Origin of the sequence: Microbacterium amylolyticum, assembly GCF_011046975.1 — a bacterium.
Lineage (GTDB): Bacteria > Actinomycetota > Actinomycetes > Actinomycetales > Microbacteriaceae > Microbacterium > Microbacterium amylolyticum.
In genome coordinates this window covers 833,923-859,990 of record NZ_CP049253.1, presented here as the reverse complement: position 1 = coordinate 859,990, position 26,068 = coordinate 833,923, and the positions used below count along the sequence as shown (strand labels likewise).

At 64.5% G+C, this 26,068-nt stretch carries 20 protein-coding genes and 5 pseudogenes; 13 read left to right on the top strand and 12 right to left on the bottom strand.

All coding sequences use genetic code 11. The annotated features are described in order from the left end of the window. Positions 1 to 104: 104 nt before the first annotated feature. A pseudogene (locus G6N81_RS04220) lies at positions 105 to 803 on the top strand (hypothetical protein); the annotation flags it as partial. 203 nt (positions 804 to 1,006) lie between these two features. Here the strand turns inward: G6N81_RS04220 and G6N81_RS04215 are convergent. Further along, positions 1,007 to 2,040 (bottom strand): annotated as a pseudogene (locus tag G6N81_RS04215) (IS30 family transposase). 141 nt (positions 2,041 to 2,181) lie between these two features. Then, positions 2,182 to 3,324 carry a calcium/sodium antiporter gene (locus G6N81_RS04210; protein ID WP_165133523.1) on the bottom strand — a complete coding sequence of 381 codons (1,143 nt, stop codon included), beginning with the start codon at positions 3,322 to 3,324 and terminating at the stop codon, positions 2,182 to 2,184. Between the two features lie 172 nt (positions 3,325 to 3,496). On the opposite strand from G6N81_RS04210, the pseudogene G6N81_RS04205 reads away from it, so the two are divergent. Then, positions 3,497 to 3,973 (top strand): annotated as a pseudogene (locus tag G6N81_RS04205) (transposase); the annotation flags it as partial. A gap of 158 nt (positions 3,974 to 4,131) precedes the next feature. On the opposite strand, the pseudogene G6N81_RS04195 reads toward G6N81_RS04205, so the two are convergent. Further along, a pseudogene (locus tag G6N81_RS04195) lies at positions 4,132 to 5,440 on the bottom strand (ISL3 family transposase). Positions 5,441 to 5,620: 180 nt separating this feature from the next. Between G6N81_RS04195 and G6N81_RS04190 the strand changes: the two are divergent. Continuing rightward, positions 5,621 to 6,772: an ROK family protein gene (locus G6N81_RS04190; RefSeq protein ID WP_165133517.1), complete on the top strand. Its 1,152-nt coding sequence runs from the start codon at positions 5,621 to 5,623 to the stop codon at positions 6,770 to 6,772. Between the two features lie 221 nt (positions 6,773 to 6,993). Here the strand turns inward: G6N81_RS04190 and G6N81_RS04185 are convergent, their stop codons facing one another. Continuing rightward, positions 6,994 to 8,310, bottom strand: a complete 1,317-nt coding sequence (locus tag G6N81_RS04185) for an O-acetylhomoserine aminocarboxypropyltransferase/cysteine synthase family protein (protein WP_165133514.1) — start codon at positions 8,308 to 8,310, stop codon at positions 6,994 to 6,996. Positions 8,311 to 8,365: 55 nt separating this feature from the next. After that, complete coding sequence (locus G6N81_RS04180) at positions 8,366 to 9,388, bottom strand: LacI family DNA-binding transcriptional regulator (protein WP_165133511.1); 1,023 nt, start codon at positions 9,386 to 9,388, stop codon at positions 8,366 to 8,368. 156 nt (positions 9,389 to 9,544) lie between these two features. On the opposite strand from G6N81_RS04180, the gene G6N81_RS04175 reads away from it, so the two are divergent. Genes G6N81_RS04175 through G6N81_RS04160 form a run of 4 tightly spaced genes read left to right on the top strand, consistent with a single transcriptional unit; the run spans position 9,545 to position 15,130 of the window. Then, positions 9,545 to 10,819 carry an extracellular solute-binding protein gene (locus G6N81_RS04175; protein WP_165133508.1) on the top strand — a complete coding sequence of 425 codons (1,275 nt, stop codon included), beginning with the start codon at positions 9,545 to 9,547 and terminating at the stop codon, positions 10,817 to 10,819. Positions 10,820 to 10,827: 8 nt separating this feature from the next. After that, positions 10,828 to 11,835: a carbohydrate ABC transporter permease gene (locus G6N81_RS04170; protein WP_165133505.1), complete on the top strand. Its 1,008-nt coding sequence runs from the start codon at positions 10,828 to 10,830 to the stop codon at positions 11,833 to 11,835. 53 nt (positions 11,836 to 11,888) lie between these two features. Further along, on the top strand, positions 11,889 to 12,710 hold the full coding sequence (locus tag G6N81_RS04165) for a carbohydrate ABC transporter permease (RefSeq protein WP_241245111.1): 822 nt from the start codon (positions 11,889 to 11,891) through the stop codon (positions 12,708 to 12,710). Then, a complete protein-coding gene (locus G6N81_RS04160) occupies positions 12,707 to 15,130 on the top strand; it encodes a beta-xylosidase/alpha-l-arabinosidase (protein WP_378731396.1) in 2,424 nt (807 codons plus the stop codon). The genes G6N81_RS04165 and G6N81_RS04160 overlap by 4 nt, the downstream gene beginning before the upstream one ends. Positions 15,131 to 15,198: 68 nt before the next feature. Here the strand turns inward: G6N81_RS04160 and G6N81_RS04155 are convergent, their stop codons facing one another. From G6N81_RS04155 to G6N81_RS04130, 6 genes and pseudogenes are all read right to left on the bottom strand, one after another. Beyond that, positions 15,199 to 16,146 carry a quinone oxidoreductase family protein gene (locus tag G6N81_RS04155; RefSeq protein ID WP_165133496.1) on the bottom strand — a complete coding sequence of 316 codons (948 nt, stop codon included), beginning with the start codon at positions 16,144 to 16,146 and terminating at the stop codon, positions 15,199 to 15,201. 132 nt (positions 16,147 to 16,278) lie between these two features. Then, positions 16,279 to 16,497, bottom strand: a pseudogene (locus tag G6N81_RS04150) (aldehyde dehydrogenase (NADP(+))); the annotation flags it as partial. A gap of 156 nt (positions 16,498 to 16,653) precedes the next feature. Beyond that, positions 16,654 to 16,977, bottom strand: coding sequence for a dihydrodipicolinate synthase family protein (locus G6N81_RS04145; RefSeq protein WP_165133492.1), 324 nt, complete (start codon positions 16,975 to 16,977; stop codon positions 16,654 to 16,656). After that, on the bottom strand, positions 16,974 to 17,894 hold the full coding sequence (locus G6N81_RS04140; RefSeq protein WP_165133489.1) for an NAD-dependent epimerase/dehydratase family protein: 921 nt from the start codon (positions 17,892 to 17,894) through the stop codon (positions 16,974 to 16,976). The genes G6N81_RS04145 and G6N81_RS04140 overlap by 4 nt, the downstream gene beginning before the upstream one ends. Continuing rightward, positions 17,891 to 19,243, bottom strand: a complete 1,353-nt coding sequence (locus G6N81_RS04135) for a Gfo/Idh/MocA family protein (protein WP_165133486.1) — start codon at positions 19,241 to 19,243, stop codon at positions 17,891 to 17,893. Before G6N81_RS04135 ends, G6N81_RS04140 begins: the two co-directional genes overlap by 4 nt. Positions 19,244 to 19,329: 86 nt before the next feature. Beyond that, entirely contained in the window at positions 19,330 to 20,457 is a 1,128-nt protein-coding gene (locus tag G6N81_RS04130) for a M24 family metallopeptidase (protein WP_241245064.1), read from the bottom strand. Positions 20,458 to 20,580: 123 nt separating this feature from the next. Between G6N81_RS04130 and G6N81_RS04125 the strand changes: the two genes are divergently transcribed. Together G6N81_RS04125 and G6N81_RS04120 are read left to right on the top strand one after the other, a co-directional pair. After that, on the top strand, positions 20,581 to 21,597 hold the full coding sequence (locus G6N81_RS04125) for a LacI family DNA-binding transcriptional regulator (protein ID WP_165133483.1): 1,017 nt from the start codon (positions 20,581 to 20,583) through the stop codon (positions 21,595 to 21,597). A gap of 76 nt (positions 21,598 to 21,673) precedes the next feature. Continuing rightward, positions 21,674 to 22,063, top strand: a complete 390-nt coding sequence (locus G6N81_RS04120; RefSeq protein WP_165133480.1) for a hypothetical protein — start codon at positions 21,674 to 21,676, stop codon at positions 22,061 to 22,063. Here G6N81_RS04120 and G6N81_RS04115 read toward each other — a convergent pair. Then, entirely contained in the window at positions 22,033 to 22,974 is a 942-nt protein-coding gene (locus tag G6N81_RS04115; RefSeq protein WP_165137756.1) for an NYN domain-containing protein, read from the bottom strand. The two genes, G6N81_RS04120 and G6N81_RS04115, sit on opposite strands and share 31 nt — an antisense overlap. A gap of 211 nt (positions 22,975 to 23,185) precedes the next feature. Here G6N81_RS04115 and G6N81_RS04110 point away from each other — a divergent pair, with 211 nt between their 5' ends. From G6N81_RS04110 to G6N81_RS12680, 4 genes are all read left to right on the top strand, one after another. Next, positions 23,186 to 23,701 (top strand): carbohydrate ABC transporter permease, encoded by a 516-nt coding sequence (locus G6N81_RS04110; RefSeq protein WP_165133477.1) that lies wholly within the window; start codon positions 23,186 to 23,188, stop codon positions 23,699 to 23,701. Positions 23,702 to 23,783: 82 nt separating this feature from the next. Next, complete coding sequence (locus G6N81_RS04105) at positions 23,784 to 24,626, top strand: carbohydrate ABC transporter permease (RefSeq protein ID WP_241245110.1); 843 nt, start codon at positions 23,784 to 23,786, stop codon at positions 24,624 to 24,626. Between the two features lie 80 nt (positions 24,627 to 24,706). After that, the gene (locus G6N81_RS04100; protein WP_241245063.1) at positions 24,707 to 25,588 is read left to right on the top strand and encodes an ABC transporter substrate-binding protein; all 882 of its coding nucleotides are present in this window, start codon (positions 24,707 to 24,709) and stop codon (positions 25,586 to 25,588) included. Then, positions 25,585 to 26,034 (top strand): type 2 periplasmic-binding domain-containing protein, encoded by a 450-nt coding sequence (locus G6N81_RS12680; protein WP_241245062.1) that lies wholly within the window; start codon positions 25,585 to 25,587, stop codon positions 26,032 to 26,034. The genes G6N81_RS04100 and G6N81_RS12680 overlap by 4 nt, the downstream gene beginning before the upstream one ends. Positions 26,035 to 26,068 lie beyond the last annotated feature (34 nt).

Genomic DNA, 26,068 nt, shown 5'->3' with positions numbered 1-26,068 from the left:
GACCTCGTTCAGCAGCGTCGGTGAATTGTTGCGATTGAGAACATATCAGGAAATGATGAGGACGAGCAACAGGCGTCCCGGCTCTTTGCGACGGGTGTTGCGGTGTGCGTCGCAGTCTGCGTATAGTCGACGCCGCGGGCAGTCGAAGCGCTTCGAATGAAAAGGCGCCGTCGCCACTTTCGGGCGCGTGGGGATCAGAAGAACGGCGCGAGACACACGATTTCTGGCAGGACGGCAACACGCTCTTTGCGACCGTTCCGACGAAGAACATCACCTCACGCGGAGACACGCTGAACTGTGCCATTCTCACGGTGGCGCTTCACGCTCCGCGCCCAGGAGTCATCGGAGTGCGCATCGTGCACCACGATGGCGGACCGCGAAAGGTCAGCTTCGACTTGCCGGGCGCCGAGGACGGGCACGGGAGCATCTCGATCGACGCCACGAGCGCTTCTCTGACCAGCGGCGACATCACGGCCACGATTCTGCTCGGCGCACCGTGGAGCCTCACCTTCACGGAGAACGCCACGGGCCGCGTTTTGACATCGAGTGGTAGCAAGTCGCTTGGCTATGTGCGCACGGCACCCGGCGCCGTTGTCGACGGCGGTATCACTTCGCAGCCCGGCGCGGAAACGTCTCGACCGCACACCGAAACGTTTATTCACGAACAGCTGTCCCTCGGTGTCGGAGAGCTGATCTATGGCCTCGGTGAGCGTTTCGGACCCCTGGTCAAGAACGGCCAGTCCGTTGACATCTGGAACGCCGACGGCGGAACATCCAGCGAGCTTGCCTACAAGAACGTGCCGTTCTACCTCTCCAGCCGTGGATACGGCATCTTCGTCGACAACCCCGGTCATGTCTCCTACGAGATTGGCTCCGAGGCCGTCGAACGCGTGCAGTTCTCCGTGACGGGGGAGTCGCTCGAGTACTTCGTTGTCGGAGGAGGTACCCCCGCGGCGGTGCTCCAGCAGTACACGGCACTGACGGGGCGCCCCGCAAAACGGTGGTGTCAAAGCGTGGAAGCAACATGGGGTTCGCCGGCCAGTAGTCGGGCGAAGGATTCTGTCGGTGTCAGGAAGCCCAGTCGGCGGCGGGCCGGTTGTTGATCTCTTCGGCGATGGTGGTGAGGTAGGGCTGGTGGTCGGGGATCACGGTGCCCTTGGGGAGGTACTCCCGGTAGAGCCGGTTCGTGTTCTCGTTGGACGGCCGCTGCCATGGCGAGTGAGGGTCAGCGAAGTAGACCGGCATGTGCGTGGCCAGGGAAACCTTCGCGTGCTGCGCCATCTCGGAGCCCTGATCCCAGGCCAGTGAGGCCTGCATCATCCTGGGTAGCTCGGTGAAGTACTCTATGACCGCGTCCGCCGTGCCCTCGGCATGTTTGGAGGGCAGGGCGAGCAGGCCCGTGAACCCGCTCATCCGCTCCACCAGGGGCGCGGCGCACGAGGCCCCGTTCTTCCCGATGATCAGGTCGCCCTCCCAGTGCCCCGGCACCCGCCGCTTCGCTGCGTCCTCGCCCCGCTCCGCGAGCGGGACCATCCCCACGATCGGCCCGCCCCTGGTCCGGCCGGTGGTGCGGGGCCGGCGCTTGGTCCGCTTGGACTGCAAGAAGATCCCACGCTTGGCGAGTTCTCCGCGGGGGATCGCGTAGATGTACTGGTAGATCGCTTCTCCGCTGACGGTGCTGCCCTGAGCGTCGGGAGAGTTCGCCATGCGTTCAACGGTCGGGTCTGCGGCCTCCAGACGCAAGCGGCCCGCAATCTCGTTCGGTGTCCATGACGCTGCGAGGTCGGCGTTCACCCTCGCCTGGAGCACCGGGTCCTTCGCCACTTTCCGGACCTGCGGGCGCGAGCGTTGGCGTTGCGCTTTCACGTCCGCGGTCACCGCTTGATAGCCACGGGACTTCGTCGAGTTCCGTCGCATCTCCCTGGAGACCACTGACGGGCATCTGCCCAGGTGAGCAGCGATGCGACGGACTCCCCACCCGGCCTTCGATCCCGTCGAGATCTCCATCCGCTCCGTGAACGTGAGCCGCCGCCGCACCATCCCAGGCATCCTCGCCTCGAGCCCCCACCGACCGGGAGTGTTGCTACGACGCTATGACACCACCAACCGACAGTCATCTCTTGCCGATTTACATTCATCCGACGACCTGAATGAAGCCAGCAGCCGAATGCACTCGACGGTCTACGTCGAAGTCGTGGTCTGGTCCAGGTCTCGGCGTCCCTTGCGGAGCCCGATTTCGTAGGCTGTAAAGGAAATGAGCGTCAGTGCGATTAACGGCAGCACGAACCACGCCATGGCTACGGTGAATCCCTCCAGTGCATCGTGCGCCGTGGCAGCCAGCACAAGGTATCCGGTGTAGGCGGCGTACAAAACCACGAACAAGCCGCCCTCCCAACGCGCCACCGCGAAGCCCGTGAACGCGATCGGCAGTAGTGCCACTGCGGCCGCCAGCATTACTGGGATATCGAAGGCCACTGCGGCGCCGGATACGGGAATGCCTTCAAGAGAGATGAGCGCGGTTAGTCCTAGCACTACCCCTATGTTGATGATATTGCTGCCGACCACGTTGCCCACCGCTAGGTCCCGTTCACCGCGACGCACGGCAATGATGGACGTCGCCAGCTCGGGCAGCGATGTCCCGACAGCCACAACGGTCAGTCCGACCACGAGGCTGCTTACGCCCAACGTGGTGGCTATGTTCACTGCTCCTTCCACGAGCAGCGTGGCACCGGCGACCAGCAACGCGACCCCCAGCAGCACAAAGAAGAGCGACCTGCTGACCGAGGCGCCTAGCGCAGCCCCTTCCTCGTCGGCTGGATCGACGGTTGCCGAATCTCCTGTCCCTTCCCGGGCATTCACCGCGGTCTTGGCGTCCCGCCGACTAATCACCACGGACATTATGGTGTGGATCACCACACCGAAAAATAGTATCAGCCCGTCCACCGCACTGATCCTCCCATCCAGGGACACGAGGAGCAGTAGAACTGACAAGACGACCATCAGGGGCAGGTCAAAGCGGACCAGCCTCCGCTTTACAGCGAGGGGAACGACCAGCGCGGACAGTCCCAGGATGAGCAGGACATTAACGATGTTGCTGCCAACCACATTGCCCACGGCAAGCCCCGGTTCATCACGCAGTACAGCACTGACGCTCACTGCGAACTCGGGTGCCGACGTCGCCGCTGACACTACGGTGAGACCGATCACCAATGACGAAATCCCGAAACGTCCGGCCAGTGCTGACGCCCCACGCACCAAAAATTCCCCACCCAAGACCAGCAGCACCAGTCCTATCACGATCCGTCCAATATCAAGCACATCCATGAGTAGGAGTGTACGGACCACAGTTCAGGCCCTGCCACGAGCACCCGCTGACCTCGAGATTTCACTGGGGTGTGGTCTCGACGGGTGGGCGTCATAGAGAAAGGTGCTCCTGGCCTGGGATGATACGGGGTGTCGAGTCTCGTAATCCCTGGCCGGAAGGAGCACCTTTCAGGTGTCCCACCCTACCGTGTTCTTCTACCCCCGCCCGCGTGTGGACGTCGCTGAGGTCCCGGCGGCCTCGCATGCGGGCGCGGTGCTGCTGACCGACACGATCCACGCCACCGGCCTCGCCTCTTCGCTGCGTGAAGCGTTGGGTTCATGGACGAAACCGCTGGCCGAGCATCACGCCTCCAAGGTCCTGCTGGACCTCGCGATGACTCTCGCGGTGGGCGGGGAGGTCGCCCGTGACACCGACCTGCTGCGGTGCGAGCCGGGCCTGTTCGGTGACGTCGCCTCGGCCCCAACGATCTCCCGCACGCTCACCACCCTCGCTGAGGACGCGCCCGCCGTGATGACCGCGATCGCCAGGGCTCGCAGGGCCGCGCGCGAGCAGGCCTGGGCCCTGGCCGGCGAGCATTCCCCGGCCGAGGGGACGAGCGCGAAGACCCCGCTGGTCATCGACCTCGACGCCACCCTGATCAACGTCCATCGTCCAGCTCGCCGGCGTCATCGTCGCCTGGATGCAGGCCATCGCGCTGGCCGGCCATGATGCACGTCACTGGGAGCCCAAACGGTTTCGCGCACGGTTGTTCGAGATCCCCGCGACCATCGTGCGCCGCTGTCGGCACAAGATCCTGCATTCGAGGCTCATCGCATTTGAGGGTGTAGCAAGGGTCTGAAGCCGCCTGATTCGAGGAGGCTGCGGGCGATGTAGTTGGTGAGGTTGCGGAAGCCGAGGGCGGAGCCGCGCAGGTGTTCGAGCCGGCCGTTGATCGCCTCCGTCGGACCGTTGCTGGTGCCCAGTCGCTCGAAGAACGCCAGCACGTCGGCGGCGCGTTTGGTCAGTGTCCGGCCGAGCTTGCCCAGTTCCTCGAGGGTGTCGGGGACCTTCTTGCTCAGCGCCGCGATCACCTTCTCCATCTTGGCTTTAGCCTTTGCGCGGTCGAATTCTCGATACGCGGCGACCATGGCCTGGTAGATCTCCCAGGTCGCTTCGACCGCGGCGTGCTTCTCGTGGGCGAAGAGGACGCTGAGGCGTTCTTTTTGGCGGTCGGTCAGCAGGCTCATCCCGGTGTGGAGGGTGCGGCGCGCCTTGTAGAGCGGGCCGTCCTTGCGGTCTCTGCGCTCGTGGAGCTGTTGCTGGACGCGTCGTCGGCAGTCGTCCAGAGCGTCTCCGGCCAGGCGAACGACGTGGAAGGGATCCATCAGCGCTACCGCGCCCGGTAGGGCTTCGCTGGCGGCGGTCCTGTATCCGGTGAACTCGTCCATCGCCACCACCTCGATGCGGTCCTTCCATGCCTCGGGGTGGGCCTCCAGCCAGGCCTTGAACGCCGCTTTGGAGCGGCCCTCGATCATGTCCAGCAGCCGTGCGGGCCCGGTCCCGTCCCTGGCTGGGGTGAGGTCGATGATCACGGTGACGTACTTGTCGCCGCGCCTGGTGTGGCGCCATACGTGCTCGTCGACCCCGATCACGCGGACTCTGTCGAAGCGGGCGGGGTCATCGATGAGCAGCCGCTGGCCCTCGGCGAGGACGGCGTCGTTGGCGGTGTGCCAGGCATCCCCTAGCCCGGCGGCGACCCGTGCGATCGAGAGGTGGTCGATGACCAGGTCTTCCAGTGCCTACCGCATCCCACCGCGGGAGAGTTTCGCCCGCTCAGTCGCTGCGGCGGTGGTGTCCTCGCCTCAGCGGTTCCCGCAGTGACCACAGATACTGCCGGATCCGCACCAGCAGCGTCGTGGGCCGGTGGCCGAACGGCTGGTGAGTGAGGGACCGAGTGATCGTGCCGCGCGAGGTCGAACTCGCTCCGCAAGCGCGGCACCACGGATCCTCCTCCGCGAGTCGGCATTCGAGCACCGCCCGTTCCGCCGTTAGCCATTGACCGACAGCGACGAGGCCGAGCTCGTCCAGGCGCGCGAAGGTCGTCAGATCGGGACTGTCGAAGATGGCGTTGGGCACGTCGAGGTCGTCCTGATGGCGAGCGTGAGGACTTCCACCATCGGGAGACCTCGACGTCTATCCGCGCACCGACGTGCCCACCCTCGCGACACGCAGCTACCCCCTCAACTGCGAAGAGCGGTGAAAGCCGCGGCGCGTATAACGTTGTCACGACAACACGAGTAGGCACAAAGGGGCAGTATGGCGACGCGCAGCGGGATCGAGGCGGTCAGAGCCGCGAACCTCGGAGAGGTGTTGCGCCGCGTTCACCACGATGGGCCGACATCGCGTGCTGAGCTCACGGCGGGGACGGGGCTGAACCGGTCGACGGTTGCGGACCTCGTCCAGGCACTGGCGGAAGATGGCCTCGTGAATGAGGGCGAACCGAATCAGACGCGTCGCGTCGGCCGGCCGTCGCCCGTTGTCTCCGCGAGCCCGGATGTCGTCGCGATCGCCGTCCTCCCGGAGGTCGATGCGCTCGAGATCGCGGCCGTTGGTTTCGGGGCGGAACTGCGCGAGTACGTGCGCTTCGGGCCGGTCCGGACGACGCAGGCTGTGGCCGAGAAGGTCGCCGAGCAGCTCGCCCTCTGGCGCGCGGGCGCGCTGTCCGCTGTGCGCATCGTGGGGCTGGGTGTCGCGGTCCCCGGGCTGGTGCGATCACAGGACGGCCTCATCCGGCTCGCGCCCCACCTCGGATGGGAAGACGAGGACCTTGGCACGATGCTGAGCGCGCGCACAGGACTGAGCGTTTCTGTCGGCAATGATGCATCTCTCGGTGCACGGGCGGAACACCTTTTCGGCTCGGCGCACGACGTCGCTGATGCCGTTTACCTCAACGGAGGAGCCTCGGGTATCGGCGGCGGAATTGTTCTCGGCGGGCGTCTCATCGGCGGCGCAGACGGCTATGCGGGGGAATGGGGCCAGAACCGGCCCAGCATCGCAGGTGGTGACCGCCGTACTGACCACGGCGTTCTGGAAGACGAAGTCAGCAGATCACGATTGCTCGAGGTGCTGGGCATCGCGGTTGCGGATGATGCGCTACTGGCGACCTCACTGGCCGCGTCGGATGATCCCGCGGTGCGGGCCGAGGTCGACAGACAGCGCCGCATCCTCGCATCGACGCTCGCGAACGCCATCAACGTCCTCAATCCGCGCCGAATCGTTCTCGGGGGTTTTCTCGCGATGCTGCGCGAGCGTGACGCGGAAGAATTCGAGCGGCTTGTGCGCGAAAGTGCGCTCGACGCGCCCGGGAGTCAGAGCGAGGTCCGTTCCGCGCAGCTCGGGGATAAGCGGATCCTGATCGGCGCAGCGGAGGCGGCGTTCGACACCCTGCTTGCCGATCCCCTTGCTTAGCTCGGTGGAGTGAGCAAAATGCTCGACGCTCTCCATCTGAATGCTGTGAGAAAAGTGGAAGCGTCGAGCAATATGTCGCTTCGGTTTCCGGTCTGTTCAGCGATCTGACAGAACCGCCCCCATAGCGTTATTCCTGCTGTGAACGGCCCCGGGGGAGTGCTCCCCTCGGGGCCGTTGGGCATTTACCGGGCGGCGCCGGTTCGCTGGCGCGGCTCGAGAGGTCACAGGGCGTCGAGGGCCTGCCGCAGGTCGGCGATGATGTCGGCGGGATCCTCCAGCCCCACCGAGAGGCGGATCGTCGACCAATTCATCCCGGCGGCGACAAGCTGCTCCGGCGTCATGTGGTTGTGCGTCATTGACGCGGGATGACAGATCAGCGAGCGCGCATCGCCGATGTTGGCGACCAGCTTGACGGTCTGGAGCGCGTCGATGAATCGTGCGGCATGCGCGAAAGCATCTTCGTCGCCCGTGCCGGCCGGTTGCGAGAGCTCGAAGGCGTAGACCGAGGGAATGCCCTTCGGGTACAGGCGCTCGCCCGCGTCGAAATACGGGTTGTGGGGAAGCCCCGGAAAATGCACCACCTCGACGGCGGGGTGGCTGTCGAGGAACACCGCGACCTCGCGAGCCGACGCGACGTGGCGTGACACGCGCAGCTCCAGTGTTTCGAGACCCTCGATCAGCTGGAAGGCGTTGAACGGGCTGAGCGCCGGGCCGAGGTCCGCGATGAACTTGCTCTTGAGCAGGGTCGTGAAGGCGCCCTCGCGCCCGAATGCCTCCCACAGCGCGACATCACCGAAGCGCCAGTGCGGAACGAAGAGCCCGGGCCATTTTTCTGGCTCGGCCGCGAAATCGAATGTTCCCAGGTCGACAACGACGCCGCCGAGCGAGCTGCCGTGCCCCCCGATGAACTTCGTCGCCGAGTGGACAACGATGTCGGCTCCGTGGTCCTTCGGGCGGATGAGATACGGCGTGGCGACGGTGTTGTCGATCACGAGGGGGACACCGGCGTCGTGGGCGATCGCTGCGATCGCCGAAACATCGAGAACCTGTGCGACGGGGTTTGTCACCGTCTCCGCGAAGAACAGGCGCGTCTCCGGGCGAACGGCGGATCGCCATTCGTCGTGATTGTTTTGGTCGACGAAGGTGACCTCGATGCCGAAATCACGGAAGGTGTCGTCGAAGAGGTCGATCGTTCCGCCATACAGCGAGCTGGAGGCCACGATGTGACCTCCGGGGCCAGCGAGCGCTGCCGTTGCCACGGTTGTCGCGGCCTGCCCGGATCCTGTCGCCGCCGCGGCGACCCCGCCCTCTAGCGCCGCGATGCGCTGTTCGAAAACCGCCTGAGTTGGGTTGCCGTTTCGGCTGTAGATATTCCCCTGCTTGCGCAGAGCGAAGAGCTCTCGTGCGTCGGCGAGGGACGGGAACTGGTACGCCGACGACTGGTAGATCGGCGGGACGACAACGTTGTGGGGGGTGCCGGGCGTATAGCCCACGTGTAGCTGCGTCGTCGCGAATGCGTGGCCGTCGGCGTTCGTCATGCGGCTATTGTGGCGCGGGGAGTCGGACGATCCCCAACGCGCGTGACGCATTGTGTCACGCGGGCGGGGCTGTCGATGCTCGCACAACAAGCCGGGTCGGCAGGCGCATGTGCGCGGAAGTGTCCTTCCCCTGCAGCATTTCGATGATGGCCTCGACGGCGGCTGCGCCCATCTCGCGAAGCGGTTGCCGCACGGTGGTGAGGGCAGGCGATGCGCTCGCGGCATCAGGAATATCGTCGAATCCGACGATGGAAAGGTCCTCGGGAACGCGCAGACCCCGTTCGTGCGCCACGCGGATCAGCTCGATCGCCGAGACGTCGTTGGCCGCGAAGACCGCAGTGGGGCGAACCTCAGCGTCAAGGAGGGCGACGGCGCCGCTGTTGGCGTCGTCGGCACGGTACCCGCCCGTTGTGACGAACGTCGGGGGAATCGGGAGGCCGGCATCGTGCATCGCCTCGCGATATCCGCGCTCTCGCACGTGCGCGGATTCGAGGTCGTCACGCCCGCGCAAATGGCCAACGCGCGTGTGGCCGAGCGAGATGAGGTGTTCGGTGGCTGCGCGAGCACCGGAGAGGTTGTCGCCGTCGATCGTTGCCGGGCCGCCGGAGCCCGTGTGCGGGTCGATGGCAACGAGCGGGATCGACGCATCGGGCGACGCAAGCGTGGGGGTGACGAGAATAGCCGCGTCGATCAGGGTTCCGCCCAACCGCGAGAGCGATCGGTTCTCCCACCCCCGATGGTTGCCGACCGATACCGCCCCGGCGTAGACGAGCACGTCGTACTGCGTGTCGCTGAGCGCGTCGGAGATCCCCTGGAGCAATTGGAGGGCGAACGGCTCGAACTCGGCAACGAGGACGCCGATGACGTTCGTCTTGCTCTGGCGCAGTGACGTGGCGACGAGGGAGCGCTCGTAGCCGAGCTTGTCGACAACCTGCATCACGCGCGCGCTTGTCGCGACCGCGATTCCATCGCGGCCGTTGATGACCTTCGACACCGTCGCCACGGAGACTCCGGCCGCGCGAGCGACGTCGGTGATGGTCGTGCGCCCCGTTTTCGCGGGTCCGGCGGTGATGCTCATGTCTCAACGGTAGTCGAACACGGGCGGTGGCATCGGGATAGAAAACGTTATCGATAACGATTGACATTGACTTGTCGGGAGTGGCAACATATCCATCGAGCCGGGCGATACCCGTCATCCGGCCCGGGCGAACAGCACTCAACGAGGAGAAACGCCATGCACACACGACGACGAATTCTTGCGACGGGAGCCGCGGTTGCCGCCGCCGCTCTCGTTCTGGCCGGTTGCGCCGGTTCCTCGGAACCGGACGACACGATGCAGCTCTGGCACAATTCAACGACCGGACCCGGCAAGCAGTACTGGGATGACGCCACCGCAGCATTCGCGGAGGAAACCGGCGTCACCATCAACGTTCAGTCGATCCAGAACGAAGATATGGACGGTCGCCTGCAGACCGCCGTCAACTCGGGAGACATGCCCGATCTGTTCATGGCACGCGGTGGCGGCAAACTGGCCGATGTGGTCTCCGCCGGAGCTGTCAAAGATCTCTCCGATCTGATCGATAGCGATGTTCGCGCCGACTACGGCGACGGCGTCTTTGACGCCTTCACCATCGATGGGGCCATCTACGGACTCCCCGTCGCTGTTCTCCCCGGCGGGATCTTCTACAGCGAGGATCTCTTCGCCGCCGCCGGAATCGACGAGGAACCCGAGACGATCGACGAGCTGCTGGAAGCAGCCGCGGCAATCGAGGAGACGGGCGTCTCGCCGATCGCCCTCGGCGCACAGGATGCGTGGCCAGCGGCGCACTGGTACTACTTCTTCGCGCTGCGTGAGTGCAGCCAGGACGTCATCGGTGACATCGCGACATCGCAGGACTTCTCGGACCCCTGCTGGCTTGCCGCGGGCGAGAGCATGCAGGCGTTTGCTGACGCGGAGCCCTTCAACCGGGGCTTCCTCACCACCTCCGCTCAGCAGGGAGCAGGGTCCTCAGCAGGGCTTCTCGCAAATCACCAGGCCGCGATGGAGCTCATGGGCGGATGGAACGTCGGCGTGATTGCGTCGTTGACCCCGGATGAGCAGCCGCTTGCCGACCTGAACTGGTTCCCCTTCCCCGCCGTCGACGGCGGACAAGGCGATCCAAGCGCAATGATGGGCGGCGTCGACGGATACTCCTGTTCCGCCACTTCTCCTCCTGCCTGCGAGGAGTTTCTGAACTTCATCGCGTCCACCGAATGGCAGGAGCGCTACGCCGAGGCGTACCAGACGATTCCCGCGGCGCCATCGGCTCAGGCTGCTGTTGACGAGCCCGTCCTTCAGCCGTTGATGGCTGCGTACAACGACTCTGCATATGTGGTCGTCTGGCTCGACACGATGCTCGGTCAGAACGTGGGCAATGCCCTCAACACCGCTGTTATCGAGATGCTCAGCGGCAACGGATCACCCGACGATCTCGTCGACACCGTTACGGCTGCGGCCGCGAGAGGCTAATTCCTCCTATGTCGTCCACTCTCATTCATGAGAAGCGTGCCGGGGGTCGTGCGTCCGCGCCGACCCCCGCACGCGGGGCCCGCCGAGCGCGGACCTCCCCAGACACGTGGCGTAAACGGGGCGAAATCGCTCTGCTCGCGGGCCCCGCAATGGTCGTGTTCGTCGCCTTTGTCATCTTCCCGGTCGCCATGGCCGCGTTCTACGGCTTTTTCCGCTGGAACGGTTTCGGTGCTCCGACGGAATTCATCGGGCTCGACAACTATGTGCAGATCCTGCAGGATTCCCGGTTCCGAGACGCCGTCGGCAACAACTTCTTCATCGTCTTCGCGTCGCTGATCATCCAGGGGCCATTGGCGATCCTTTTCGCCCTCCTTCTCAACCAGAAGCTGCGCGGACGAACGATCATTCGTGTCCTGATCTTCGTCCCCTATGTCATCTCAGAGGTCGTCGTCGGCACCGGGTGGACGCTCATGCTGCAAGACGCGGGAGCGGTCAACTCCCTGCTGAGCAAGATCGGCCTCGAAGCGGCGACCCAGTCATGGATCGCCGACCCGAATATCGCGATGACGACGCTGATCGTCATCATCTCGTGGAAGTACATCGGCTTCGCGGTGATCCTCATGCTGGCCGGGTTGCAGTCGGTTCCGGAAGAGCTCTATGAGGCGGCCGCGCTGGACGGAGCGGGATTCTGGAAGACCCAGTGGTACGTGACGCTGCCCTTGCTGGGACCAACGATTCGCATCTGGGCGTTCCTCTCCGTCATCGGTTCGCTGCAGCTCTTCGACCTCGTCAACATCATTTGGGGGCAGTACGTCGCCGCGACAGCCGGCACGTCCACCATGGCGACCTATATGTACCTCAACGGGCATCTTGCGGGGAACTACGGATTCGGTAATGCCGTCGCCGTTGTGCTCTTCCTGATTTCGCTGACGGTTGCCCTGATCTACCAGCGCTTCGTGCTTCGACGCGATACCGCCGGTGCGCTGACGGGCGCAAGCGGAAGGACAAAGCGATGACACAAACGCAGGTAGCTATTCGCGCCGTTGGAGTGAGCGCGAAACCCGTCGGCATGCGCCGCAACGCGAGCAGGTCATGGACCTATCTCGCCGCCACGGTCCTCGTGGCCGTGTGCATCGGCCCGGTGCTGTACATCATTCTCGGTGGTTTTCGGAGCAACTCTCAAATCACGGCCGACCCGTCCGGTTTCCCCTCGCCCTGGGTGCTCGGAAACTACGTCGACGTCCTCGGAAGCAGCCAGTTCTGGGTGGCGATGTGGAACTCCACACTGGCATCGGGTGGCACAACGGCCGGCACCGTGATCCTCGGTGTGATGGCGAGCTACGTCATCGCCCGATACGACTTCGTCGGCAAGGGTGCCATGTACTCGCTCTTCGCGGCGGGTTTGATGTTTCCCGTCACCGTTGCGATTACACCGTTGTATCTGCTGGTCCGTAACTTGGGGCTGGTGAACAACCTCGGCGGCATCATTTTGCCGCAGATCGCTTTCGCTCTGCCGACGACCATCATCATCCTCGTCCCGTTCCTCCGCGCTATTCCGCGGGAGCTGGAGGAAGCCGCGTCGATCGACGGCGCCAGCCGCCTGGGATTCTTCTGGCGCATGGTGATTCCGCTCAGCCTCCCCGGCGTTGTGACGGTGGGGATTTTGACCTTCGTCACCTCCTGGAACTCCTACATGCTTCCCCTGTTCATCCTCACGGACGAAAACCTCTTCACGCTTCCTCTCGGCGTGCAGAACTTCGCCTCGCAGTACTCGGTCGACACCGCCCGTGTGCTGGCATACACCTCGCTGTCAATGGTCCCCGCACTGATCTTCTTCAGCCTCTTCGAACGCCGAATCGTTGGCGGCCTGACGGGAGCGATCAAGGGATGACCGGCACGAATACTCAGGAGCTATCAATGGTACGAACGACGGTCCCGGCCATGCCCGTGATGAGCGCGCGCGTCAGCACGCTGCTGGCGGACATGACACTGGAGGAGAAGGTCGCGCAACTGGTGGGCTACTGGATCGACCAGGGCGGCAGCGTTGTCGCCCCCATGCAGGACGAGATGGCCGCGGACGACGCGGCACCGCTCGCGCAGTTCACCCGACACGGCATTGGCCACTTCACCCGCGTTTTCGGCACGCGCCCCGTCGAGCCAGCCGCACGCGCTGCCTGGTTGCGTCAGGAGCAGCGACGTCTCGTCGCCGAAACGCGCGCAGGAATACCCGCTCTCGTGCACGAAGAGTGTCTAACCGGCCTCGCCGCGTGGAAGGCAGCGTCCTTTCCGACGCCGCTCGCCTGGGGCGCATCGTTCGACCCGGAACTCGTCGAAGAGATGGCGACAACGATCGGAGCGTCGATGCGCGAGCTCGGCGTGCACCAGGGACTCGCTCCCGTGATGGACGTCATTACCGACCCCCGGTGGGGCCGGGTCGACGAGTGCATCGCAGAAGATCCCTACCTGGTCGGAACCATCGGAACATCCTTCGTGCGTGGCCTTCAATCGGAAGGCGTGCACGCCACTCTGAAACACTTCCTCGGCTACTCCGCTTCGGCATCGGGGCGAAACCATGCGCCGGTCCACGCCGGTCCCCGTGAAATCGCTGACGTCTATCTGCCGCCGTTCGAGATGGCTATCCGTGACGGCGGCGCGAAGAGCGTGATGAACAGTTACGCGGAGATCGACGGCGTACCCGTTGCAGCGAACCGAGAGCTGCTCACGACACTCCTGCGCGACCAGCTCGGTTTCGATGGCGTTGTCGTTGCTGATTACTTTGCGGTCGCCTTCCTCGAAGTGATGCATCAGGTTGCCGCAGACCGAGGCGAGGCAGCACAGACGGCGCTCGAAGCGGGCATCGACGTCGAACTCCCCAGCGGAGACGCCTACCTCGAACCGCTCATCGCCCGGGTCCGTTCCGGCGACCTCGACGAGGCCTACATCGATCGTGCCGTCGCTCGAATACTCGGACAGAAGGAAGAACTGGGGCTGCTCGAGCCCGACGCCTTTACAGAGGATTCGCCATCGGTGATTGACCTGGATACACCGCACCAACGCGACATCGCTCGCCGCCTCGCAGAAGAATCGGTAATCCTCCTCAGCAACGACGGCACGCTTCCGATCGCCCAGCCTGTCTCGCGTGTTGCCGTGATCGGGCCGAACGCCGACAGCACGGCGGCGCTGCAGGGGTGCTATTCCTTTGCGAACCACGTGCTCGCGCATCATCCGGGAGTTCCTCTCGGAATCGATATGCCGACCGTCGCTGACGCCATCCGCACGGAGCTGCCCGCCGCAGAGGTGGTGACCGCGAGGGGCTGCGATGTCGAAGGTGACGACCGAACCGGGTTCGCCGAGGCGGAGAACGTCGCGGCGGCGGCCGACATCGCGATCGTCGTCGTCGGGGACCTCGCCGGTCTTTTCGGACGAGGAACCGTTGGCGAAGGCAACGACGTCGAATCTCTGGACCTCCCTGGCGTTCAGCGGGAACTCATCGAGAGGGTCGTCGCCACGGGGACCCCGACCGTGATGGTCACCCTGACGGGGCGCCCCTACGCGATCGGTTGGGCGCTTGACGATGGCTCCCACCGGCCGGCCGCCGTCGTGCAGGCGTTCTTTCCCGGCGAGGAAGGGGCCTCCGCCGTGGCCCGGCTGCTGTCCGGAAATGCCGTTTTCTCGGGACGCCTTCCCGTAAGCCTTCCTCGCTCGGCGGGCGCGCAGCCGTACGGGTACCTGCGGCCAACGCTCGGTGGTGCATCAAGCGTTACATCGGCTGACCCGACCTCCGTGCGACCGTTCGGATTTGGGCTGTCGTACGCGTCGTTCGCCTATTCGGAGCTGGATGTGACGTCGTCTGTTCGCGCAGGAGATTCGTTCACGGCAAGCCTCACAGTCACCAATACCTCGAACGTGGATGGCGTGGAGACGGTACAGCTCTATGGGCGCGACACCGTGGCATCCGTGACACGCCCCGTTGCCCAATTGCTTGGCTATGCGCGGGTCGCGCTCGCTGCGGGGGAGTCTCGGCGTGTGACCCTCTCGGTGCCAACACAGCGTTTTGCGTTCAGCGACCGGCGGATGGTGCGGATCGTTGAACCTGGGGACGTCGAGGTGTGGGCTGCTTCGCATGCCGCTGCCAACGCGGCGGAGCCTGACGCTGACGCCGCAACGGGCGGGGTCATTCACAATGAGCGCGAGGCCGTGCGGGTTGTTCTTCCGGGCATCGCAACCCCGCGTGCACGCCTCGTGATCACGGGAGAGGTGCATGAGGTGACGGCCGCCGATCCCCGTATCGTCGACGTTCGCGTCGGCTGAGCGCGCCGCGTCATTTCATGATTTCTGGCACTTTTCGGCCCCGGACCGGGGCCGAAAAGTGCCAGAAATCATGAATTGGGGAGGATGAGGAGCTTTCCTGCCGCGCCCTTCGCGGTGGCTTCCTGGGCCTCGGCGGCGCGGTCGAGGGGGAAAGCGTCGCCAAGCTCGACGTCGAAGTAACCCGCGGCGATGAGCGCGAGAGAAACGGGCAGAGCCTCGGAGCGCCACGCGTTCTGCTGCTCGGTCAACGGCGTGGCCGAACCACCAGCGAAGGCGCGCAGTCCCATCTCATCGGCCTGAGCTCCGAGCACGATCGTCGCGATGCGGCTGCTGTCGTCCAGCAACTCGACCGATGCTTCGAGAACGCCATCTGCTCCGGCGCAATCCAGGATCGCCGTCACACCATCCGGCGCCATCTCGAGCACGCGCCCCGTGAGCCCGTCTCCGTAGCGCACGGGTTCGGCGCCGAGGTTGCTCACACGGTCAGCGCGGGCGTCGCTCGTTGTTGCAATCACGCGCGCGCCGAAGAGGACGCCGAACTGGATGGCGGCCTGACCGACGGACCCGGATCCGCCGTGGATGAGGAGGGTGTCGTCCTCGCGAACGCCGAGCGACTTCAGAGCCTGGTAGGCGGTTCCTGCGGGGATGCCGAGCGCTGCGCCCTGCGCTGCCGAGACACCGGCGGGCCGCACGGCAGCCTTGGACGCCGAGATGACGATATCGGTTGCGTAGGTTCCGAGGGTTCCCGTGAAGGCAACGGGGTCGCCGGCGCGGAACCCGTCGACGTCGTCGCCGACCGCGGTGACGGTTCCCGCTCCGTCCAGCCCTGTTCCTCGCGGCGAGGTAAACGGTGGAGCCGCACGGATCCCCTCTCGCAGCTTCTGGTCGATCGGGTTGACGCCGGCTGCTTCGATGCGCACGGCGATTTTCCCTGGGCCCGGCTGCTGCTCGGGGATCTCATTGACGGTGAGGACCTCCGGCCCTCCGAGCTGGGTGTACTGCACTGCTTTCGCCATACCTCCAGGGTAGGGCGGGAGAGCGCGGGTGTGTCTGTCAATTGTTCGCTGACGGCGCAGGCCGAGCTTGTGACATCTCCCACGAACAGACACACCCGCGCGGTGCTCGGCTACCGGAGAAGCCGGCCCTCCTCACTCCGGGAGGACGAGTGCTCCGTCGACGCGACGGGGAATGTTCAGGGGGTTCGATTCGCGCAGCTCAGCGGGGAGAAGGCGTTCCGGTGCTTCCTGGTAGGCGACGGGGCGCAGGAAACGGCGCACGGCGGTGGCACCAACGGATGTGTGCTGACTTGTTGTGGCGGGCCACGGACCTCCATGGTGTTGTGCCCAGCTCACGGCGACGCCCGTCGGCCTCGTGCAGGTGCTCCGACACGCTACGCCAGATCGACGGGTGAGCCTCGCGGCCGATGACCGTAGTGGCGATCACGTGCAGGTCCCGGACGTCCTCACCCCATGGCCGCGCAAGGGGGATCTGCACGAGGCGGGTCGCGAGTGAGGAGATCGTGGTCATCCCGCGAGCTCTTCTCCGTGCGCGATGATGGCAGCGAGGCGGTTGATCTGCTCGGGGGACGGATCGATGAGGGGCGCGCCGTCTTTGACACCGGCGATCTGGGGATTTTGGAGCAGCCGGGCGATCGACGATGGCGTGAACTGGGCGTTGGCACGGTGGTAGACGACGAGGGGGAGATCTGTTGCCGCGGCGATCTGTTCGACGTAGGCGATGAGGCCCTCTTGTGGAGCGCCCACGAGGTCCTCGTCGACGCGATCATGTGCGTCGAACGCTGTGACGGGGAAGAACAGGACGCGATCGGGGATGTTCAGCGTTGTCATCGGAGAGCCTCCTGTGGTTCGGGCGTTGTGTCAGGTTCACGGACGTTGTCGCGCCACAGGCGCGAGGCTCGCCAACCGAGCAAGCGCTCGGCGCGTTCGCTCGAGAACATCGATTGGTGCGCCGTGATGCTGTCCGCGTGCTCGGCGAAAGCCGGGAGATGAGCGCGAATTGCGTCGGCCGTTGACTGTGTGGCGAGAGCATCCGGCGCGCCAACGAAGAAGGTCTCGCCGTTGGGGATCTCGTGCGCTTTGGTGATCCACGTCGCAACGAAGTCTCCCGCGTCACGAGCATCGACGTAGTTGAACAGGGCGACAGCGGACAGCAGCGGGTTGGCCAGGCGTTCGTTCACCGTGTGGCCCTGCTGTGTGGGAGCCCCCTCCCATTCTTCGGGGGCAATCACGTAGCAGGGGCGGAAGATGCCGAGGCGCAGGGCATCGCCGCGCCGAACGGCCATTCGGACGATGCCTTCCATGGCCACCTTCGACGTGGAATAGCCGTTCCAGGGGGCGACGGGGTGATCCTCGTCCAGGGGAAGGTAGTCGGGGGTCCATCCGGCCGGTGCGTGATAGCCGAGCACCGTCGGGCTCGATGCGAGGAGCATCCTGTTGGCGCCGCACGCTGTGGTCGCTTCGAGAACCGACCACACGAGCTGTGTGTTGATGCGGTACATCTCGGGATCCGGGAGCTGACCGGGCACGGCGATCGCCGCGAGGTGCACAACGGCATCGGGCCGTTCGGCGGCGAACGCCGCCTGGGTAGCGTGTTCATCGAGCAGATCGACGGTTACCTGCCGGCTCCGAACCCGGTCGGACGTGACTCTGTCGAAGGAGACGACGTCATAGCCGTGATAGATCAGACGATCGATGACGCTTGCTCCGAGGCGACCGGCTCCTCCGGTGACGGCAACGCGGGTCATGATGGCTCTGCCGGGGAGAGGGCTTTTGTCGCGGGGCCGATGTTCAGCTCGGTGATGGTTACCGGGACGCGGTCGGCCAGCGAGCGGTTTCCGGCGAGGCCGACGACGACGCTGCGGGCGCCGTCCGACCAGTCTGCCCGGAATCCCAGAGGATCGGGGCGGGTACCGACGAAGACATCGTGCAGCAACTTCGCATCGCCGCCGCCGTGTCCGCCTTCGCCGCGAGGGATCGGTATTTCTTCTGCGGGGGAGAAGTGCTTCTGGACGACGAGGCGTTCTCCCTCGGGGCGGGTGTCCGTTGCGGTCACGTCATCGGGAGTCGCGCTGGGGTCGACGACGACGTCTTTTCCATCGCCCGCGAGGGTGGCGCCGCGTTCGACGACAGTGAGTTCGGCGCGACCCTGAGTGCCGTTGATCGCGACGATGTATCCCTCCCACGGTGAGTGGGCATTGAGGGAGTACGACATTGTGGCCCCCCGCGCATAGTCGACGATGAGCGCGAGGTTGTCCTCGATCGTGATGCCGCCCGAGAACACATCGCGGTCGCGGAGGTAGCCGTCGTGGTGTTCCTGATCGAGGTACAGGCCACGCAGCTTGTCGTCGTTACGCATGTCCAGTGTGAAGCGGTCGGAGAGCGATGAATCGGCCGATCCGCGGTCGGGGCGCTCACCGAGGCCGCGTGCGGCGGCGTTGTCGGCGCCGTAGAAGCGCAGACCTCCGCTGGCGAAAACGCGCGAGGCAACGTCGTCCAGCCACCAGCCGACGAGGTCGAAGTGATGACTGGATTTGTGGATGAGAAGCCCGCCGGAAGTGCTCTTGTCGCGGTGCCAACGGCGGAAGTAATCGGCTCCGTGTGACGTGTCGAGCATCCACGAGAAGTCGACGCTGGTGACCTCGCCGATTTCCCCAGAAGCCACGATGTTTTTCAGTGCGGCGTTGCGGGGCGAGTAGCGGTAGTTGAAGGTGACGGTGACCGATCGGCCGGTTCGCTCGGCTGCGTCTGCGATCGACCGCAGCCCGTCCGCCGTGGTTGTGAGCGGTTTTTCCACGATCGCGTCGGCCCCGGCCTCGAGCGCGGCAACGACATAGTGCGCGTGGGTGACGTCGGGCGTGGTGACGATAACCCTGTCGATCGCGTGGGCGCGGACGGCGCCCGCGATGTCGTCTGTGTCGAATCGCGCCGGTGTGCCGAGCCCGGGATGCTGGGCACGTGACCAGTCGAGACGGCCGGGGTTCGTGTCGCTCCAGGCAACGAGCTCCGCCACGTCGGCGTGCGTTGTGGCGATGGCGTCGAGGTACATCTGGGCGCGTGAGCCTGTGCCGATGATGGCGTACCGCAGGCGGGTCATGGGTCTCCTCGTTGAGATGAGAAAGCGGTTTCTCAGATGGGTCGATTGTGGGCGTCAGCGGGGGGAGATGTCAAGCGCGGAGAGCGTTAGGACAGATCGAGCATGGCGGGACGATGGCGTCCGCGCACGGCGATCGTCGGCCACGCCGGGTCCGTGCTGAGGATGTCGACATGGCCACCGTCGATGACAACGGTGTCTTCCACTTTGGCGCCAGGGACCCAGGGGTTCCAGGCGAACGCCCCGCCATTCACGACGATGTCGGCGGAAGACGGTGTGGCCTTCGGGTCGCGTCCCGCATATCCGGTGGGGCCGCCCTGGTGGTGCAGTCGCCAACCGGATGCGCCGTCCGGATCCATACCGTTGCGCGCATATGAAATGCCGATGTCTGTGAGGACGTCACCGAGACGGCGGCCGGGGCGGCTGGCCTCCCACGCATCCGCCTCGACCTCATAGATTGCCGCGTCCGGTGCGGTCCCGCCGACCCCCACCCAGCGGGAGAGGCTCAGGTGTAGGCCATGTCGCCTAGCTGTGGCAACGGCCATGGCGCGTCGGCCGAGCGGGGCCGCCGTGGGGAGCGGGTGTTGGACGCCGGATCGCGATTCGCCTGCGACGAGAACGACAGCGGGCTCGATGGCGCGCTCGTACATCGCGCTGGCGACGGCGGCAGCGAGCGCGTGTTCGCTGTGTGCGGGCCGGGCCGTCAGGAGCGCCTGGGTCATGGCCGTGGCAGCGTCCTGACCCAGTGTGCGATAGCGATCGCGCTCGACCGGCAGAAGCTGCGCCCGCGCGGCGCGCAGCTCAATATCAATCCTGCTCTCAGCGATCTCATCACCTGCCACTTCATCGAACGGCGCGTGCCAATCGACAACGTCAATCCGGCACGCGCTGAGTTCTTCCTCCGCAAGACGGAACGCCTCATTCTTCGGGGCGCGAACAACGACGGTGCCATCGCGATCAACGCGGGCGGAGAAAACGGGCGGGCCGCCCGTGGGAATCGCGGTTCGCGCACCGTCGAGCAGCCAAGCGAGCGATGCTGCGCTCGTGAGGCGTACGGCCTCGGCATTGTGCCTTGCCAGCACGGTGCTGAGGCGGAAGATCTTCTCGCCGCGATCGCTCGAGGCAGGGAGATGGGAGTCGATGATCATGATTGCTGCTCCGATGCGTCGTTGCGGGCGGGAAGCGAGGGTGACCAGGATCTGGGCTGATGATGTCACTAGGACCCTCGATCGTCACCGCAGTGGCCAAAGCGCCGCGAGCGGCCGTGTCGTAGTAGACAGTAACCGGTTTCTCGCGTAGCGTGAACCAAAGAAGCTCATCAGCGTGGAAGAGGATCGACGATGGCTGGAAAACGCGCCCGGCGCACCCTCACGCGGGAGACGACGATCTCCGATATCGCCGCGGCGGCCGGTGTGTCAAAAGCGACGGTGTCGCGTGTCATGAACGGCGTTTCGACGGTCAATGAAGAGATCGCGAAGCGCGTGCGAGACGTCGTTGTCGAGCTCGGATACTCGCCGAGCCAAACAGCCCGATCGCTGTCGCTTGGTGTCAGCCAGACGGTCGGCGTTCTCGTTCCTGACCTGGAGAACCCGATGTTCCACCAGGTTCTCAATGGGTTCAACCGTGCTGCGGCGCGAGACGGCTATCGGGTGCTCGTCGCCGACGCTTTCGAAGACGCCGATCGAGAGGCAGAGGTGGCGATCGACTTACGTGATCGCACCGACGCCGTCGCGCTTTTCGCGCCCCGCATGACGCGCGAGAACCTGCTCGAGCTGATTCCGCGGATATCGCCTGTCGTTGTCTTCAACCGCACAACGGGAAAAAACGCTGGTTCGGTTCTCATCGACTACCGCGAGGGCATCACGCTGATCGCGCGCCATCTGATCAACCTCGGGCATAAGAAGATCGCCTACTTGTCGGGACCGACATCCAGCAGATCAAACTGGGAACGCCAGAAAGGGCTCGACGATCTGCGCGCACATGAACCGGACGTGGACATCATCGATGTGCCATGTGGGCATTCGTTTCAGGATGGCTACGAAGCATGGTCCGCTTTTTCACACACTGGAGTATCGGCGGCCATTGCGTTCAACGATGTCGTCGCTCTTGGATTGCTGGGACGGTTGGCAGAAGAAGGCGTGTCCGTCCCCGAGGACTTATCGGTTGCAGGTTTCGACGACATCCCCTTCGCGAGCTATTCCTCACCGTCGCTAACGACGATGACAGCCCGTCTCAGCGGAATCGGCGAGCGCGTCTGGCAGGTATTGCGTGCTGAGATGACGGATTCGCCGGATCGCGAGCCCGTTGTGTTCTCTCCGGAGCTTGTGGTCCGTGGAACGACGAAGGTGAAAGCGTGATCCGCGAGCTGCTACGACCGCTCTCGCGCTTTCGGGGGCGACCAGGCGCGATGACGTCACGGCAATCGAGCTGGACATGTTCCGCGCCAACGACATCGAGGCTGATGACACCTCGGCAGTGATCATGATGCTCGCGGGCGGGCATCGACTGACGACGGCCGTCACGCTTGCCGCTGCGCACACGCGGGATCCGTACGTCGATGTTGTTGGTGATCGCGGAACGCTGCGGTTGTTTTACAAGACGGACGAAGTGCAGCTCATCGCCAGTGGCGGGGTGGTTATTGACTCGGACACTTACGAGACGACGCACCTGATTGACAATCTGCTCGACGCGCGTGGCGTGCATGCGCCTCTGGCGTCCGCCCTCGCCGAGACGGGTGCCTTTATGCGACTGGTAGATGCCGTCGTATCGGCACCGATGCCGCGTCGTAGAGCTTACTGCTTCAGGCGAACGAGGCGTTCGTGACCGGCCTCCTCCACGTCGGCGATGTTCTCGCGCGAACGAACGAAGTCGTTGAAGGAGCGATAGCCGAGCGCCTTCTCGCTAAACGATGGGTCCATGCGCCGGATGTGCTGTTTGACGGCCGAAGCGTACAGCCATCCCTGATCGTCACCCTTGTCCTGGCCGACGCGCAGAGCACGTTCGAGCAGACTCGATGCGACGGCGTGAAGATCTTCGGGCGGGGTCTCGCCGAACGTCAGGCCCGTGAGTTCCTCCTCGAGAACGGGAGGTGCTTCCGACTCTTGCTCAGGCTCGGGGGCTTTTTTCGCTCGTGCGGCCCGCTTGGGCTCGTCGCGCCGCTTCTGCTCCAGGGCGGGCACGCCGGGGAGGGTGTCATACGGTTCAAACTCATCACACGCCGCCGCGAGGGATTTTGCGGTGGATCCTGCCACGCCCACGCCGACGACGAGCCGTCCCAGGCGGCGGCACCGCTGTGCGAGCGGGACATAGTCGCTGTCTCCGGCGACGATCGCGACGTGAGTCAGATCGGGAAGGCGGAACATGTCCTCAACGGCATCGACGGCGAGACGAATGTCGGCGCCGTTTTTTGCATACGCCGCTGCCGGGAACAGCTGCACGAGATCGACGGCGCGCCCCACCAGCTGGCGGCGATAGATGGCGTTGACGGGAGAAGACCAATCGGCGTAGGCGCGCGTCAGGACGAGCGTGCCGTAGCTGGCGGAGAAATCGAGGATCGCTCCGACGTCAACAGTTGCCGCCGCCAGCCGCTCGGCGATCTCCGGTTCGGTCGGATCTTCTGCGATTCGGGCCCGGTCGCGGTGGTAGGAGTTGCGCCCGTGAACGCGGTCGTACCAGCTCATGACGATGTTGTCGAAGTCGAGGTAGACGGCTACGCGGCCGTCGGTGGCGTTCATCACCTGCTCGACCCTACGCCGGGCTGCTGAATGCGGCGATTCCTGCTGGTGGCATTGTCGGCGATGCGTCAGGAGGCGGCCATTGGAAACCGGTTCTCCATGTGATAGCTGTGCTGTCACAGCAACCGGTTTCTTGTCCGAGGAATCGACACATCGTAGGACCGGATCATTGTCGATCCGCGGTGGCGAAGACGCCACAAGGAGGCTCCCCATGGCGGTGGTGCACGAGTTCGCGAAAACACGGAAAGCGCCGGCGGAACGACGCAAGGGCGATGGAAAGGCCGCGGCGGTTTTTCTCGCACCGTGGTTCGTGGGACTCGCGTTCATCACGGCGTTCCCCCTGTTCGCCCCGCTGTTCTTGTCCTTTACGGACTACAGCCTGCTCGCGCCCCCCGAATGGGTCGGGCTCGACAACTACGTTCGGATGTTCACCGACCCGCGCTTCTTCACGGCGCTCGAGGTCACGTTCATCTATGTTTTCACCTCGGTTCCGCTGCAGCTGATCGGCGCCTTCCAGACCTTCACACAGGCGTACATCGTCTCAAACGGAACGGGCGGCCCGGTCGACTCGACGTTGTTCTACACGCTCTACCTCTACCAGCGCGGTTTCACGGCGTACGACATGGGATACGCGTCGGCGCTCGCTTGGTTCCTCCTGCTCATCATCGCGGGGATGACGGCCGTCAACTTCCTCGCCTCGAAGTACTGGGTGTTCTACGATGACTGATCTCTCCGTTCGCTCTCTGAAAACCGACGTCGTTCCCACCGAGACGGAGTCGATGCTCCTCAGCCCCCGGGCGTCACGGCGAATGCGTCGACGTGCGTTCGGCGGCTGGCGGCGCGCTCTCAAGCACGTGGGACTCATTCTGTTCGGGTTCGTCATGCTGTATCCGCTGCTGTGGATGCTCGCGAGCTCCTTCAAGCCGACAGAGTTGATCTTTCGCGAGCCGGGCCTGATCCCCAGCGAGTTCGATTTCTCGAACTACTCCGAAGGGTGGAACGCGCTTCTCCATCCCTTTAGCCATTACTTGATCAACTCCGCAATCGTCGTGCTCGGATCGGTTCTCGGAAATCTCGTGTCGTGCTCCATGGCGGCATACGCGTTCGCGCGGCTGAAGTTCCGGGGCCGAACCGTGTGGTTCGCCATCATGCTGATGTCGATCATGCTGCCCATCCACGTGATCATCGTCCCGCAGTACATCCTTTTCTCGTCGCTGGAGTGGATCAACACCTTCCTGCCGCTGATCGTTCCGAAGCTCCTTGCCACCGACGCGTTCTTCGTCATCCTCATGGTGCAGTTCTTCCGCGGGATTCCGAAGGAGCTGGAGGAGGCTGCGCGCCTCGACGGATGCGGGCACGCCCGGATCTTCTTGCAGATCATGCTTCCCCTCGCGATTCCGGCCCTCGCCACGACGACGATCTTTACCTTCATCTGGACCTGGAATGACTTCTTCAGCCAGTTGATCTTCTTGACCCGGCCCGATATGTACACCGTTCCGATTGCGCTTCGTACCTTCGTGGACGCGACGAGCAGCAGCTCATGGGGACCGCTGTTCGCCATGTCGATCGTGTCGCTCATCCCCGTGTTCTTTGTCTTCCTCTTCGGGCAGAAGTACCTCGTGAAGGGAATCGCGACGACCGGGATCAAGTGACCGACCGCGATGGCGCGGTCGGTGCAGAGAACAGCGACGTTCACCACACATCACCCCTCCACGCACCAAGGAGACAAGACATGCGATCCACAACACACGGGCGAGCGGCAGCAGCGCTCACATTCACCGCGGCCAGCGCTCTCATTCTGGCCGGATGCGGCGGAGATAGCGGAGTACCGGGCGGAAACGATGGCGGAGGAGGTGGCGACGCCGGTAATGGCGACGTCGAAATCCGCTTTTCGTGGTGGGGCTCGGACGCCCGCCATGAGGCCACTCAGCAGCTGATCGATCTGTTCGAGGAGAAGAACCCCGGCATCACGGTGATTCCCGACTACACCGATTGGGGCGGGTATTGGGACAAGCTCGCCACATCGGTTGCAGGAAACGACGCGCCCGATGTGATCACTCACGAGGAACGCTTCATCTCGGACTACGCCACCCGGGGTGTCATCACCGACATGTCGCAGCTGAGCATCGACACCTCGGAGATCCCCGAGGCCGTTCTCGGAACCGGTCAGATCGACGGCGCTCAGTATGGGATCCCGACCGGTGTCAACGCGTACACGATCGTCGCCGACCCCGTGCTTTTCGAAGAAGCTGGTGTCGACTGGCCGGACGACAGCTCCTGGACATGGGCCGACTTCGTTGACATCGCGGGTCACCTTTCCGAAGGGCTCGGCGCGGGATCGTGGGGCGTTCAGGACATCGGCTTCAACGAGGCCGGCCTGAACGTGTTGGCACGTCAAAAGGGCGAATCGCTCTACAACGAAGACGGAACCATCGGTGCCTCCGCCGAAACCATTGCTGAGTTCTTCCAACTCGGTCATAACCTGCAGGACAACGGAGGAGCTCCCGACGGATCGCGAACCGTCGAGATCCAGAACGCCGGCCCGGAGGGTTCGCTCCTGGGAACCGGCTCGGGCGCGATGGGGTGTGGTGGTCAAACCAGCTGGGCGCGTTGAGCTCGGCCTCCGGACATGATCTCGAGCTGCTGCGGATGCCAGGAGAGAGTGAATTCGACCGGGCCGGAATGTACTTCAAGCCCGCGATGTACTACTCGATCTCCGAGCGCAGCGCGCATCAGGATGAGGCGGCGGCGTTCGTCGACTTTCTCCTGAACGACGAAGACGCGGCGGCGATCATGCTGACCGATCGTGGTCTTCCCGCGAACCTCGACGTGCGTGAGTCGATCCTCGGCTCGTTGGAGTCGGCGGATCAGCGCATGGCCGATTTCATGACGGAGATTGAAAGCGAGATTGTCGACTCCACGCCGGTTCCGCCCAACGGTTCTGGCGAGGTGCAGGACATTATGATCCGAGTAAACACGGAGGTTCTGTTCGGTAGCCTTTCGCCAGAAGAAGCGGCACAACGCTTCATCGACGAGGTCAATGCGGCTACCGCCAGCTAACCTCGACGCGCCTCTGCCGCGCCCCGATAACCCG

Bases quoted from the DNA above. Each gene is read 5' to 3' on its own strand.
- G6N81_RS04210 (WP_165133523.1), bottom strand. From the start codon at position 3,324: ATGGATGTGCTTGATATTGGACGGATCGTGATAGGACTGGTGCTGCTG.
- G6N81_RS04190 (WP_165133517.1), top strand. From the start codon at position 5,621: ATGGCGACGCGCAGCGGGATCGAGGCGGTCAGAGCCGCGAACCTCGGA.
- G6N81_RS04185 (WP_165133514.1), bottom strand. From the start codon at position 8,310: ATGACGAACGCCGACGGCCACGCATTCGCGACGACGCAGCTACACGTG.
- G6N81_RS04180 (WP_165133511.1), bottom strand. From the start codon at position 9,388: ATGAGCATCACCGCCGGACCCGCGAAAACGGGGCGCACGACCATCACC.
- G6N81_RS04175 (WP_165133508.1), top strand. From the start codon at position 9,545: ATGCACACACGACGACGAATTCTTGCGACGGGAGCCGCGGTTGCCGCC.
- G6N81_RS04170 (WP_165133505.1), top strand. From the start codon at position 10,828: ATGTCGTCCACTCTCATTCATGAGAAGCGTGCCGGGGGTCGTGCGTCC.
- G6N81_RS04165 (WP_241245111.1), top strand. From the start codon at position 11,889: ATGCGCCGCAACGCGAGCAGGTCATGGACCTATCTCGCCGCCACGGTC.
- G6N81_RS04160 (WP_378731396.1), top strand. From the start codon at position 12,707: ATGACCGGCACGAATACTCAGGAGCTATCAATGGTACGAACGACGGTC.
- G6N81_RS04155 (WP_165133496.1), bottom strand. From the start codon at position 16,146: ATGGCGAAAGCAGTGCAGTACACCCAGCTCGGAGGGCCGGAGGTCCTC.
- G6N81_RS04145 (WP_165133492.1), bottom strand. From the start codon at position 16,977: ATGACAACGCTGAACATCCCCGATCGCGTCCTGTTCTTCCCCGTCACA.
- G6N81_RS04140 (WP_165133489.1), bottom strand. From the start codon at position 17,894: ATGACCCGCGTTGCCGTCACCGGAGGAGCCGGTCGCCTCGGAGCAAGC.
- G6N81_RS04135 (WP_165133486.1), bottom strand. From the start codon at position 19,243: ATGACCCGCCTGCGGTACGCCATCATCGGCACAGGCTCACGCGCCCAG.
- G6N81_RS04125 (WP_165133483.1), top strand. From the start codon at position 20,581: ATGGCTGGAAAACGCGCCCGGCGCACCCTCACGCGGGAGACGACGATC.
- G6N81_RS04120 (WP_165133480.1), top strand. From the start codon at position 21,674: ATGTTCCGCGCCAACGACATCGAGGCTGATGACACCTCGGCAGTGATC.
- G6N81_RS04115 (WP_165137756.1), bottom strand. From the start codon at position 22,974: ATGAACGCCACCGACGGCCGCGTAGCCGTCTACCTCGACTTCGACAAC.
- G6N81_RS04110 (WP_165133477.1), top strand. From the start codon at position 23,186: ATGGCGGTGGTGCACGAGTTCGCGAAAACACGGAAAGCGCCGGCGGAA.
- G6N81_RS04105 (WP_241245110.1), top strand. From the start codon at position 23,784: ATGCGTCGACGTGCGTTCGGCGGCTGGCGGCGCGCTCTCAAGCACGTG.
- G6N81_RS04100 (WP_241245063.1), top strand. From the start codon at position 24,707: ATGCGATCCACAACACACGGGCGAGCGGCAGCAGCGCTCACATTCACC.